The 12,504-nt window shown below is 69.4% G+C and carries 13 protein-coding genes; 4 read left to right on the plus strand and 9 right to left on the minus strand.

Annotated features, from left to right (window positions below; all coding sequences use genetic code 11):
• Genes NM962_02350 through NM962_02370 form a run of 5 tightly spaced genes read right to left on the minus strand, consistent with a single transcriptional unit; the run spans nucleotide 1 to nucleotide 5,246 of the window.
• Nucleotides 1-942 carry a cation diffusion facilitator family transporter gene (locus NM962_02350; GenBank protein UVO13022.1) on the minus strand — a complete coding sequence of 314 codons (942 nt, stop codon included), beginning with the start codon at nucleotides 940-942 and terminating at the stop codon, nucleotides 1-3.
• The gene (manA, locus tag NM962_02355; GenBank protein ID UVO14513.1) at nucleotides 943-2,196 is read right to left on the minus strand and encodes a mannose-6-phosphate isomerase, class I; all 1,254 of its coding nucleotides are present in this window, start codon (nucleotides 2,194-2,196) and stop codon (nucleotides 943-945) included.
• Between the two features lie 8 nt (nucleotides 2,197-2,204).
• Complete coding sequence (locus NM962_02360) at nucleotides 2,205-3,341, minus strand: TobH protein (protein UVO13023.1); 1,137 nt, start codon at nucleotides 3,339-3,341, stop codon at nucleotides 2,205-2,207.
• Nucleotides 3,338-4,747 (minus strand): phosphomannomutase/phosphoglucomutase, encoded by a 1,410-nt coding sequence (locus NM962_02365; GenBank protein ID UVO13024.1) that lies wholly within the window; start codon nucleotides 4,745-4,747, stop codon nucleotides 3,338-3,340. Before NM962_02365 ends, NM962_02360 begins: the two co-directional genes overlap by 4 nt.
• Nucleotides 4,748-4,805: 58 nt before the next feature.
• Complete coding sequence (locus tag NM962_02370; GenBank protein ID UVO13025.1) at nucleotides 4,806-5,246, minus strand: DUF3499 domain-containing protein; 441 nt, start codon at nucleotides 5,244-5,246, stop codon at nucleotides 4,806-4,808.
• A 93-nt stretch (nucleotides 5,247-5,339) separates the two neighbouring features.
• On the opposite strand from NM962_02370, the gene NM962_02375 reads away from it, so the two are divergent.
• On the plus strand, nucleotides 5,340-5,792 hold the full coding sequence (locus NM962_02375) for a metallopeptidase family protein (GenBank protein ID UVO14514.1): 453 nt from the start codon (nucleotides 5,340-5,342) through the stop codon (nucleotides 5,790-5,792).
• Between the two features lie 8 nt (nucleotides 5,793-5,800).
• Here NM962_02375 and NM962_02380 read toward each other — a convergent pair whose 3' ends face one another.
• On the minus strand, nucleotides 5,801-6,148 hold the full coding sequence (locus tag NM962_02380; protein UVO14515.1) for a WhiB family transcriptional regulator: 348 nt from the start codon (nucleotides 6,146-6,148) through the stop codon (nucleotides 5,801-5,803).
• A gap of 403 nt (nucleotides 6,149-6,551) precedes the next feature.
• On the opposite strand from NM962_02380, the gene cofD reads away from it, so the two are divergent.
• From cofD to NM962_02395, 3 genes are read left to right on the plus strand one after another with little or no spacing between them, the layout of a single operon-like run.
• Entirely contained in the window at nucleotides 6,552-7,559 is a 1,008-nt protein-coding gene (gene cofD / locus NM962_02385) for a 2-phospho-L-lactate transferase (GenBank protein UVO13026.1), read from the plus strand.
• Nucleotides 7,556-8,905, plus strand: coding sequence for a coenzyme F420-0:L-glutamate ligase (locus NM962_02390; GenBank protein UVO14516.1), 1,350 nt, complete (start codon nucleotides 7,556-7,558; stop codon nucleotides 8,903-8,905). The genes cofD and NM962_02390 overlap by 4 nt, the downstream gene beginning before the upstream one ends.
• Nucleotides 8,902-9,441, plus strand: coding sequence for an NUDIX domain-containing protein (locus NM962_02395; GenBank protein UVO13027.1), 540 nt, complete (start codon nucleotides 8,902-8,904; stop codon nucleotides 9,439-9,441). The genes NM962_02390 and NM962_02395 overlap by 4 nt, the downstream gene beginning before the upstream one ends.
• Nucleotides 9,442-9,520: 79 nt before the next feature.
• Here the strand turns inward: NM962_02395 and NM962_02400 are convergent, their stop codons facing one another.
• Genes NM962_02400 through rfbD form a run of 3 tightly spaced genes read right to left on the minus strand, consistent with a single transcriptional unit; the run spans nucleotide 9,521 to nucleotide 12,346 of the window.
• The gene (locus NM962_02400) at nucleotides 9,521-10,594 is read right to left on the minus strand and encodes an NDP-sugar synthase (GenBank protein ID UVO13028.1); all 1,074 of its coding nucleotides are present in this window, start codon (nucleotides 10,592-10,594) and stop codon (nucleotides 9,521-9,523) included.
• Complete coding sequence (locus NM962_02405; protein UVO14517.1) at nucleotides 10,591-11,460, minus strand: glycosyltransferase family 2 protein; 870 nt, start codon at nucleotides 11,458-11,460, stop codon at nucleotides 10,591-10,593. Before NM962_02405 ends, NM962_02400 begins: the two co-directional genes overlap by 4 nt.
• A gap of 28 nt (nucleotides 11,461-11,488) precedes the next feature.
• Nucleotides 11,489-12,346 (minus strand): dTDP-4-dehydrorhamnose reductase, encoded by an 858-nt coding sequence (rfbD, locus tag NM962_02410; GenBank protein ID UVO13029.1) that lies wholly within the window; start codon nucleotides 12,344-12,346, stop codon nucleotides 11,489-11,491.
• Nucleotides 12,347-12,504: the final 158 nt, after the last annotated feature.

A 12,504-nucleotide genomic window follows, 5' to 3' on the forward strand; every position in this document is an offset into this window, starting at 1 on the left:
TCAACCTTTCTGGTCCACCGAGTGTGGCACAGGCGTCCGGTCCAGGTCCGGCTCGAGATAGATGACCAGCGCCGCGGGCACAGCCGCGCGGATATTGGCTTCGGCGGCGTCGATGGTGGCCGCGACGCCGGCCAGGTCGAGGCTCGGAACCACAGCGATCTTGGCCCCCACCAGCATCTCGTCCGGGCCCAGGTACTGGGTCCGGATGTGGATCAGGCGGGTGACGTTCTCGGTTCCCTCCAGCGCTGCACGAATGGCCTGATCCTCGGCGGCGGTGGCGCCCTCGCCGATCAGCAGGCTGTGCATCTCCACCATCAGGAAGACGGCGACCACCCCTAGCAGCGCGCTGATGCCGAGGGTTCCCACGCCGTCCCACACCGGGTTTCCGGTGACCACGCTCAGCCCGACCCCGATCAGTGCCAGTGCCAGGCCGATCAGCGCCGCGGTGTCCTCGAGCAGGACCACCGGCAGCTCCGGATTGCGCGAGGTGCGCAGAAACCGCCACCAGCTGCACTCCCCCTTGAGCGGGCGCGACTCGCGTATTGCGGTGCGAAAACTGTAGGTCTCCAAGCCGATAGCCACCAGCAGGATCGCGATCGCCACCAGCGGCGAACTCAGCTCGACCGGATGGCGAACCTTCTCGTAGCCCTCGTACAGCGCGAACATCGCGCCCAGGCTGAACAGCACCAGCGCCACCACGAACGACCAGAAGTAGCGGCTGCGGCCGTGCCCGAAAGGATGCAGCGCGTCGGGTGCCTTGGCGGCGGCGCGCTGGCCGAACAGCAGCAGCGCCTGGTTGGCGGTGTCGACCACCGAGTGCACGGCCTCGGCGAGCATGGCGGCGCTACCGGTGATCAGGTAACCGGTGAACTTCGCCACCGCGATCCCGCTGTTGGCCGCCAAGGCCGCGATGATGGCCTTGGTACTAGCCGAGGACGACACTCACAGCCCTATCGTCGCCCGGAACAGGGCGGCTGGCTTTTGAGCGAGCAGCCGGATCGGCCCGTCGTCGCACGGCACCCAGGCCGACTCGCCTCTATGCAGCGTCAGCGTCTTGGACTTGGCGTGCACGGTGATTGAGCCCTCGGTGCACAGCAGAATCTGCGGACCGTCGTGGCGCGCCGGCGCGTCCACCTCGTGGCCGAGGTGGACGCCCGCGAGCGTGAGACGCGACAGCGCGAATTCTTCGGCCGGTGTCTGGTAGACCACCTCGAGTCCCTCGGTATAGGTGGCCGGCCGCAGCGCCTCCGCGGTGGTGGGGGTGAAATCGAGCACGCGCAGCAGCTCGGGGACGTCGACGTGCTTGGGGGTCAGTCCGCCACGCAGCACGTTGTCGGAGTTGGCCATCACCTCCAGACCTACGCCATGGAGGTAGGTGTGCAGGTTTCCGGCCGATACGAAGATGGCCTCCCCCGGTGCCAGGCTGATCCGGTTGAGCAGCAGAGAAGCCAGGACGCCGGCATCCCCGGGATATCGCTCCCCCAGCTCAAGTACCGTCTTGGCCTCGGCAGAGAACTCGCCGGCCTCAGAACTGAGGTACTGGATGGCTCCCTCCAGCACGGCGGGCACCAACACGTCCAGATCGGGTTGGGGCGCGGTGATCCACGTGGTGAATAGCGCCCGCAGTCCGTCGGCGTCGGACTGCACATCGGACTGACCATTGCCGGACTGGCCGCCGAGTAGGTCGATGAACGGGTCCAGGTCGGATACCGCCAGCGCCCTCAGCAGTTCGATGGTGCGCGCCACCGGCCGAAAGCCTGCCAGCGCCTCGAACGGCTGCAGCGCCACCAGCAGCTCGGGCTTGTGACTGGTGTCGCGGTAGTTGCGGATCGGCGAGGACACTGGCACCCCGAGCCGCTCCTCGCGCTCATAGCCCTCGATCGCCTGCATGGCACTGGGGTGGGCCTGCAGCGACAGGGGCTCGTCGGCGGCCAACACCTTGACCAGAAACGGCAGCCGGTCACCGAAGCGCGCCTGAGCCACCGGGCCCAGCTGGCCCTCCGGGTCGTGGGTCAGAACGTTGAGCAACGACACCTCGCCGGTGTCGGTCTCCAGGCAGGCCGGATCCCCCGGATGTGCCCCCAGCCAAAGCTCGGCCTCGGGATGCGCCGCCGGAACGGGCCGGCCGGTGAACTCGGCGATAGCGGTCCTCGAGCCCCAGGCGTAGGTCCGTATCGCACCGCGTAGTTGTTCCACTGTTCCCGTCAACCCCGCAAAAGTCTCACGTAGGCGGCGGCCATCTCCAACCGCACGGCCAACACCGCAAGCTGCTGTTCGGCGCGGCCCGGGCCGCTCGGCGACAGCCCCCCCACCGGCACAGTCGGGCTCGCGGTTTCCTCCGAAGCACCCGGTGCTACCGGCACATCCCCGGCTGCGATCAGGTCGACATCGGGTAGGCCGTTGATGCGGGCCGCCACCACGGTCCGTTCGGCGGCCAGCGTCAGGGCCAGTACCCGCAGCCGGTCGGCGGCCGGGCCGTCGATCTGCTCGTCGTGAAAGAGGTCGGCGACATCGCGGCCACCGGCGGACTGCGCCCGCAGCACGTTCACCGCGTCGGCCAAACCGGTCGCCGCCACTGTGGTCCGACCGATCCGCAGCATCGCCGCGCTGCCGTGCCGCGCCAGCGCCAGGGTCGCCGCGCAGTCGCCGGCCAACGCGACGTCGCGGCCCACGACCCGGTCGGCCAGCATCTTCGCCGGGTTGGTGAACAGCTCACGCGCGGCACTGTTGCGCAGTGCCTCGGCGTCGAGCTCCTCAGCCAGCGCACCCAAGTCGGTCGGTGCGGCCACGCCCTCCAGAGCATCCAGAATGGCCAGCCCGGCGGCCAGGTAGCGCGGCAGGCCGAACTCCGCCGAGACGGCGATTCGCGGCTCCAGCACTGCGACCCGGCCGGCGGTGGCGTCACGCAGCGGCCCCTCGTAGGGCGCGACCACCACGACCCGCGCGCCGCGACGTACCCCGGCCGCGGCCGCGGCGACCAGCGCCGGATCACCCGGGTCGTCGCCCGCGACGATCAGGACGTCCAGCGATCCGATCCAGGACGGGACCTCGGCCGCCAGCACCAGCGGTGCGCGCGCCGAATCGCCGCGGGTGGCGGCAAGCAGGCTCCCGGCCGTGGCCGCGGTACCGCGGGTGGACAGCCAGATGACCGTCCGCGGCGGGTAGTCACGGCTGTCGCTGCGGACGGCATCCAAGGCACCCTCATCGACCGTCGCGGCAGTAGCGCGGACCTGCGCGCCGGCCATCGATGCGGCCCACAGTGCGCCGTCGCGGTCAGCCGCCAGCAGGGCCTCGGTGTCATCGAGGTCGACGGTGGAGAAGGAGCCGGAGAACGCGGTCACGGACGCGACTTCTCCGCGGCGGTGACGGTCTCGATCTGCGCGGCGACCCGGGCCACCACCGCGTCCACCGCGGCGGCGTCGGGCGCCTCGACGTTGAGCCGCAGCAGCGGCTCGGTGTTGGAGCTGCGCAGGTTGAACCAGCTGCCCGAACCCAGGTCGACGGTCACGCCGTCGAGGTGGTCCACCGACGACACCTGGTCACCGAAAGACCCGACCACCGCATCCACGAGAACGGACGCATCGACTCCGTCTGTCAGGGTGAAGTTGATCTCGCCGGACGCCGCGTAGCGCTGGTAGTCGGCGGTCAGCTCCGACAACGGACGCTGTTGTTCACCGAGTGCGGCCAGTACGTGCAGGGCGGCCAGCATGCCCGAGTCGGCGCCCCAGAAGTCCCGGAAGTAGTAGTGCGCCGAGTGCTCCCCGCCGAAGATGGCCCCGGTCTCGGCCATCAGCGCCTTGATGTAGGAATGCCCGACCCGCGACCGCAGCGGGGTGCCGCCGCGCTCGGTGACCAGTTCCGGCACCGCATGCGAGGTGATCAGGTTGTGAATCACCGTCGCACCGGGCTCGCGGGCCAATTCGCGGGCCGCTACCAGGCCAGTCACCGCCGACGGCGACACCGGCTCACCGCGCTCGTCGACCACGAAGCACCGGTCGGCATCGCCGTCGAAGGCCAGGCCGATATCGGCGCCTTGCTCGCGCACGAATGCCTGCAGATCCACCAGGTTTGCCGGATCCAGTGGGTTGGCCTCGTGGTTGGGGAAGTTGCCGTCCAGCTCGAAATACAGCGGCAGCAGCGTGATCGCGCCGACCGATCCGAACACCGCCGGTGCGGTGTGGCCCGCCATGCCGTTGCCGGCGTCGACGGCCACCCGCAGCGGACGCAGGCCGGAGATGTCGACCAGGGAGTGCAGGAATGCCGCATAGTCGGCCAGCACATCGCGGTCGGTGATGCTGCCGCGCGATCCGTCGCCGGCCAGGTCGAAGCCGGCTATCAGCTCATCGCGGATCCGGCCCAGGCCGGTGTCGGCGCCCACCGGCTTGGCACCGGCCCGGCAGAGCTTGATGCCGTTGTAAGCGGCCGGGTTGTGGCTGGCGGTGAACATCGCACCCGGGCAGTCCAGCGCCCCGGAGGCGAAATAGAGCTGGTCGGTCGACGCCAGCCCGATCCGGACCACATCCAGGCCGCGGGCAACCACACCCTCGGCAAACGCCGCAGACAGCAGTGGCGAACTGTCCCGCATGTCGTGGCCGATCACCACCTGCCGGGCGCCTTCCTCGGCCATCAGCCGGGCAAACGAGGACCCAACCTCGGTGACGAGGGATTCATCGATCTCCGAACCGACCAGACCGCGTACGTCGTACGCCTTGATCACACGGTGGACAGCCGCAGCGGGCCGAGACATGGACAGGGCTCCTGACGCAGTGGACTCTTGACGCCCAAGCCTAGCCCGGAACCCCCGATCAGTCCGAAGGGTCTGGCAACACACGCAGGTGGCCGCGGCGTCGACCATTGGTCTTGCCGGGCGGACCGGGCGGTGCCAGCACACCACCACCGGGTCCGGCGGTGGGTGCTCCGCGGGTCGGGGAGTCGACCGGATTCGCCTGTGGGTACCACCCGTTGGCCGGGGCTGCCCGCCCGGATTCGCGCTCGCGAACCGCCTCGGCGAGCGCGATCAGGTCATCCTCTTCCGGCGAAACCCAGGGGCCGGGGTGGCGGACCAGTTCCCAACCGCGCGGGGCGGTGATCCGGCCTGCATGGTTGAAGCACAGGTCCCAGGAATGCGGCTCAGCGGCAGTCGCCAGCGGGCCGACCACGGCGGTGGAGTCCGAGTAGACGAACGTCAGCGTCGCCACCGCATAGTGCGGACACCCTGGCCGGCAGCAACGACGAGGAACGTTCACGCGGTCGAGGCTATCGTGGCCGCTCGCCCCCGCAGCGCCGGACACGCGCAAGGCGCCGGCACCCTATGCATAACCGTTACCATCTTCTGCGTGATCGCCACGCGTCGCCGCTGGCGCGGCCGCGAAACCCGCGGGCCGCTGTTGCCGCCCACCGTGCCAGGCTGGCGCACCCGCGCCGAACGGTTCGACATGGCCGTGCTGGAGGCCTACGAGCCCATCGAACAACGATGGAAGCAACGGTTGACGGCGCTCGACGTCGCCGTCGATGAGATCCCGCGGATCGCCGCAAAGGATCCCGACAGTGTGCAGTGGCCCCCAGAGGTGGTCGCGGACGGGCCAATTCCGCTGGCCCGTTTGATCCCGGCCGGGGTGGACGTTCGAGGAAATCCGACGCGGGCCCGAATCTTGCTGTTCCGCAAGCCGATCGAGCAACGCGCAAACGACAGCACAGAACTCGGTGATTTATTGCACGAGATTCTGGTGGCCCAAGTCGCCACCTACTTGGATGTCGAGCCCACCGTCATCGATCCGACGATCGACGACTAGTCCCTAACTCAGATAATGCCGCGCTTGAGGCGGCGGCGCTCACGCTCGGAAAGCCCACCCCAGATACCGAAGCGCTCGTCGTGAGCCAAGGCGTATTCCAGGCACTCGCTGCGAACCGAGCAACGCTGGCAGATCTTCTTGGCCTCCCGGGTCGAGCCGCCCTTCTCCGGGAAGAACGCCTCGGGGTCGGTCTGCGAGCACAGGGCGCGGTCCTGCCACTGCTCATTGGTGGCTGTCGCGGGGTCGAACGGGTCGAACTCGTCGTAGTCCTCAGGTTCGGGAACCAGACTCAGATGTGGCCGACTGGGCATCGCCTCTAGCCCGCTCGGCCCAGCCATTTCAGCCATTTCAGCCATTTCGGCACCGGCGTGCGGTGCTCCCCCCATCACGCCCCAAAGGTGCTCATAGGACATGCTCCGCCTCCTCACCTGTAGCGCGATCCTGATATGTCGGCCGAATCGGAAGATATTGACCATCCCGATTCGAACATGTGATCGAATCTCGGTCTGCGACACCGAAATCGGCTGGCCAACCGGGAAATGACACTAGTGTGATTAGACACGGGTTGATCAGCCCGGTCAAGCCGATTGGCCAAATTCCTTACCATCCCGTGATCGATTTCCAACGTGTCCGTGACCGGCGAGTCCGTGTCATCTACCCCACACCCGCCCCTCGGCGTGTCTTACCGAGCCCCCGATGCAGCGGTGACGGCGGTCCGCCACGCCAGCCGCAACGGCGCCAAAGGTACTGTCGTGCGCTGTGAAGGTCACCGTTCTCGTCGGGGGGGTCGGCGGCGCCCGGTTCCTGCTCGGCGTCCAGAAACTACTGGGTCTGGGCCAATTCGCCGAATCCCCAGCTGGCAACGGGGCCGACCCGCACGAACTGACCGCGGTCGTCAACGTCGGCGACGATGCCTGGATGCACGGGGTGCGCATCTGCCCCGATCTGGACACCTGCATGTACACCCTGGGCGGCGGCGTGGATGCCGAGCGCGGCTGGGGTCACCGCGACGAAACCTGGCACGCCATGGAGGAGTTGGCCCGCTACGGCATGCAGCCGGACTGGTTCGGCCTCGGCGACCGCGACCTTGCCACCCACCTGGTCCGCACCCAGTCGCTGCGCGCCGGCTATCCGCTGACCGAGGTGACCTCCGCGCTGTGTGAGCGCTGGCAGCCCGGAGCGCGACTGCTGCCGGTCACCAACGACAGCTGCGAAACCCACGTCGTCATCACCGATCCGGCCGACGACACCCAGCGCGCGATCCATTTCCAGGAGTGGTGGGTGCGCTACCGCGCCCAAGTTCCCACCCACGGGTTCGGCTTCGTGGGCGCAGAGAAGGCCACTGCCACACCCGAAGTCGTCGACGCCATCACCGGCGCCGACATCGTGCTGCTGGCCCCCTCCAATCCGGTGGTCAGCATCGGCGCCATCCTGGCCATTCCGGGTGTCCGCGCGGCACTGCGCTCCACTGCGGCACCGATCGTCGGCTACTCCCCGATCATCGCTGGAAAGCCGTTGCGCGGCATGGCCGATGTCTGCCTGAGCGTGATCGGCCTGGATTCCACCTCCCGGGCCGTCGGCGAGCACTACGGCGCCCGCAGCGGAACCGGGATTCTGGACTACTGGCTGGTGCACGAGGGCGAGTCGGTCGACGGCGCCGACATCGCCGGCGTGACCGTTCGCGCCGCCCCGCTGCTGATGACCGATCCGGCGACCACCGCCGAAATGGTCCGCACCGGACTGGAGCTAGCGGGGGTGTCGCCATAAAGGGGCAGGGCGAGCACGGCAGCGCCGCCAAGGTCGAGATCCTGCCGGTGACCGGCTTGGGCGAATTTCGGCCCGGCGACGATCTGGCGGCCGCGCTGGCCCAAGCCGCACCGTGGCTGGCCGACGGGGACGTCGTGGTCGTCACCAGCAAGGTGGTGTCCAAGTGCGAGGGCCGCATCGTGCCGGCGCCGCACGACGCCGAGGCGCGTGATGCGCTGCGCCGCCAACTGGTCGAGGCCGAGGCGGTACGCGTACTGGCTCGCAAGGGCCGCACCTGGATCACCGAGAATCGCCTCGGACTGGTGCAGGCCGCCGCCGGTGTGGACGGCTCCAACGTCGGCGCGTGCGAACTCGCGCTGTTGCCTGTCGATCCCGACGGCAGCGCCGCCGCGTTGCGCGCCGGACTGGCCGAGCGTCTGGGCGTCACAGTGGCGGTGCTGATCACCGACACCATGGGCCGCGCCTGGCGCAACGGCCAGATCGACGTCGCGATAGGGGCCTGCGGCCTGACCGTGCTCAACGGCTACGCCGGCTCCGTCGACCGGCACGGCAACGAATTGGTGGTCACCGAAGTCGCCGTCGCAGACGAACTCGCCGCGGCCGCCGACCTGGTCAAGGGCAAGCTCACCAATGTCCCGGTGGCCGTGGTCCGTGGTGTCGCCAGCCCCGACAACGGTTCCACCGCAGCCGCACTGGTGCGTTCCGGCTCCGAGGACCTGTTCTGGCTGGGGACCGCCGAGGCCATCGAGGTGGGGCGCGGGCAGGCTCAACTGCTGCGCCGCTCCGTGCGCAGCTTCGCTGCGGAACCCGTTCCGGCACAACTGATCACCGACGCCATGGCCGAGGCCCTGACTGCCCCGGCGCCGCATCACACCCGCCCGGTCCGGTTCGTGTGGCTGCAGACCCCGAGTGTGCGCACGCGGCTGCTCGACGCCATGGCGCAGCAGTGGCGGTCCGACCTGGCCGGCGACGGCAAGTCCCCCGAGTCCATTGAGGCTCGCGTCTCGCGTGGCCAGATCCTTTATGACGCACCCGAAGTCGTGATCCCGATCATGGTGCCCGATGGTGCGCACCACTACCCCGACGCCACCCGCACCGCCGCCGAGCACACCATGTTCACGGTCGCCGTCGGTGCCGCCGTCCAGGGCCTGTTGGTGGCCCTGGCGGTACGCGGCGTAGGCAGCTGCTGGATCGGTTCGACCATCTTCACCCCCGAGCTGGTCCGCACCGAACTGGATCTGCCGCCCGACTGGGAGCCCTTGGGCGCCATCGCGATCGGCTACCCGACCGAGCCGCCCGAACCCCGCGCACCGGCCGACGTCGGCGACCTGCTGGTGCGGCGATGAGTCTGCACGACTCCGCTGTCGCGGCGCTAAGCGCTTGGGCCGCACCTGATTCCGCACAGGACTCGCTGCGGCATGCGGTGCTGGCGTTTCTGGCTGCCCGCCCCGACGCATGCCGGCGCGAATGCGTTCCCGGCCACATCACCGCATCCACCCTGGTGCTCGACCACACCGGCGAGCACGCGCTGCTCACGCTGCACCCGCGGGTGGGCCGCTGGCTGCAGCTCGGCGGGCACTGCGAGAACACCGACGCCGACATCGTCGCCGCCGCGCTGCGCGAGGCCACCGAGGAATCCGGCATCACCGACCTGCGACTGGATCCTGCGCTGGCGGCCGTGCATGTGCACCCGGTGACGTGCTCACTGGGCGTGCCGACCCGGCACCTGGACCTGCAGTTCGTCGCGCACGCGCCCGCGGACGCACAGATCGGGATCAGCGACGAGTCGCTGGCGCTGCGCTGGTGGCCGGTGGACGCGCTGCCGCCGGACGCCGACGACGCGCTGGCGCATCTGGTGGCGCGGGCCGTCGCGGCCGCCTGATCCAGGCGTTGACACTGCGTCTATGGCGGAAAAGTTCGAGAAGGATGCGCCCTGAGCGCAGAGTCAGCGGAAAACCGGCTCACACGTCCGACGAGTAGCGGATCCCACAGTCCGGTATCGACACCCCGGGCCACACCCGAGCCCCGCGCAGCAGCTCGCAGCGAGCCCCGATGTCGGCACCGTCGCCGATCACTCCGTCGCGGATCAGCGCGCGCGGCCCGATCCGGGCGCCGAACCCGATGATCGAGCGTTCAATCACACTGCCGGCCTCGACTTTCACCCCGTCGAAGATCACCGCGCCGTCGAGGCGGGCGCCCGGTCCGATCTCCGCGCCCCGGCCCACCACGGTCCCGCCGATCAGAACCGTGCCCGGCGCCACCGAGGCACCGTCGTGCACCAGCGCTTCGCCGCGCTGGCCGCCCAGCGCCGGCGACGGCGCGATGCCGCGCACCAGGTCTGCCGAACCCCGCACAAAATCCTCCGGGGTGCCCATGTCGCGCCAGTAGCTGGTGTCGACGTATCCGCAGACCTTCACACCGTCTGCCAGCAACGCGGGAAAAACCTCGCGCTCCACCGAAACCGGGCGTCCGCGCGGGATGCGGTCGATGACGTCGCGGGACAGCACGTAGCAACCGGCATTGATCTGGTCGGTCGGCGGGTCCTCGGTCTTCTCCAGGAATGCGGTGACCCGCCCGTCCTCGGTGGGCACGCAGCCGAAGGCACGGGGATCGCCGACGCGGACCAGGTGCAGGGTCGCCTCGGCACCCTGTTCGCGGTGGTAGGCGTGCAGTTCGGTTAGATCTGCCCCGGAGAGCACGTCACCGTTGAACACCATCGCGGTGTCATGGCGCAGCTTAGGAGCGACGTTGGCGATACCGCCGCCGGTGCCCAGCGGCTCCTCCTCGGTCACATAATCGATCTGCAGGCCCAGCGCCGAACCGTCGCCGAACTCCTCGGCGAACACCTCCGGCTTATACGACGTGCTGAGGATGACGTGCTCGATGCCGGCCGCGGCGATCCGCGACAGCAGGTGAGTCAGGAAGGGCAGACCCGCCGTCGGCAGCATCGGCTTGGGCGCCGAGAGGGTCAGCGGCCGCAGCCGGGTCCCCTTGCCGCCGACGAGGACCACCGCGTCGACTTGGCTCAGTGTCACGGGTGTCCCTTCGTCAATTTGCGGCGGGCGTTACGCACCGCCAAATGTGAGCGCACCGCCAGCGCGCCTCGCATGCTCCAGCGCAGCGGAGCCTGCCACCAGCCGGCATGCCGGTCGGCGAGGTAGGTGTAGGTGCTGCGGTGGTGCGCGGCCAGGTTGCGCGCGGGGTCCTTGCCGGTGGCGTGACCCTTCTGGTGCAACACCTCCGACGACGGCACGTAGACATTGAGCCACCCGGCCTTGGCCAGCCGGTCCCCCAAGTCGACGTCCTCCATATAGAGGAAGTAGCGCTCATCGAAGCCGCCGATCGCGTCGAACGCGGCCCGGCGCACCAGCAGGCACGCCCCCGACAGCCACCCGACCGCCCGCTCGCTGGGCTCCAGCCGTTCCTGCCGGTAGGCGCGAGTCCAGGGATTGTTGGGCCACACCGGGCCGACCACGGCGTGCATGCCGCCGCGAATCAGGCTGGGCAGATGCCGCGCCGAGGGATACACCGAACCGTCCGGCTCCCGGATCAGCGGGCCGAGCGTCGCCGCCCGCGGCCAGCGGGCCGCCGCATCCAGCAGGGCCTCGATGCTGCCCGGCCCCCACTGCACATCGGGGTTGGCCACGATGAGAAATTCGCTGCGTTCGCCGCCCTCGGCGTCCAACAGGGCCACCCCGGCATTGACCGCTCCGCCGTAGCCCAGATTGGCGCCGGTATGCAGCAACTGCACGTTGGGATAGCGCTGCGCGGCTTCCTCGGGCGAACCGTCGGTGGATCCATTGTCGGCCATCACCACCCGCACCGGACGATCGGTCGCCAGCGACAGCGATGCCAGGAAGCGGTCCAGATGCCAACCCGGCGAATAGGTCACCGTCACCACCGGTAGCGCCTCACTCACGGCGTAGAGGTTATCTGGCCACAGCGGCGGACAGTGCATCGCTCCACCGGCGCAGCGGTGCCAGGCCGGCCCGCGCCGACTCGGCGCCCGACAACGCGGAGTAGCCGGGCCGGGCCGCCGGGCGTGGATGCGCTGCACTGCTGACCGGGTGCACCCGGTCCGGATCGGCGCCGAGGGCGGCGAACACCGCGCGGGCCTGTTCGTAGCGGCTCGCGGCACCAGCGTTGGCGGCGTGCAACACCCGGGCACTCGGCGGTGCGGCGGCCAATGCCAGCAGTGCATCGACGAGATCGCCGACATAGGTCGGGGATCCGATCTGGTCGTCGACCACCTCCACGTCCCCATCGCCCGCGGCCCGTTCGCGCATCACCGCGGCGAAGTCGGAGCCGCCGGCGGCGCCGGTGTAGACCCACGCGGTGCGCACCACCAGGGCATCTGGCGAGGCCGCCAGTACGGCGTTCTCACCAGCCAGTTTGGTGGCGCCGTAGATGGACAGCGGCCGGGTGGCATCGCCCGGCTCGTACGGGCGCGGCGAGGCGCCACCGAAGTCACCGTCGAAGACGTAATCAGTGGAGATATGGATCAGCCGGGCCCCGGCCCGCGCGCAGGCGGCCGCCAGGTGGCCCGGTCCGGTCGCGTTGACGGCATGGGCACGCTCGGCGTCGGTCTCGGCGGCGTCCACGTTGGTGTAGGCCGCAGCGTTGATCAGCACGTCACCGGCCCGCAAGTCCATGGCGTCCACCGCGGCGGCATCGGTGATGTCGCACTGCGCCGAGGTCAGTGCCAGCACGTCATGGCCCGTCTCGGCGGCGCGGGAGGCCAGAAAAGTGCCGACTTGGCCGCCGGCGCCGGTGATCACAATCCGCATGGGCTCGAGCTTATGCGGCGGTTCCAGCTTCACCTCTCCTCCGTCGAAGCTCGCTAAACCGCCGGGTCCATGCGGCGGTTCCAGCTTCACCTCTCCTCCGTCGAAGCTCGCTAAACCGCCGGGTCCATGCGGCGGTTCCAGCTTCACCTCTCCTCCGT

Origin of the sequence: Mycobacterium sp. SVM_VP21 (genome assembly GCA_024758765.1) — a bacterium.
GTDB lineage: Bacteria > Actinomycetota > Actinomycetes > Mycobacteriales > Mycobacteriaceae > Mycobacterium > Mycobacterium heraklionense_C.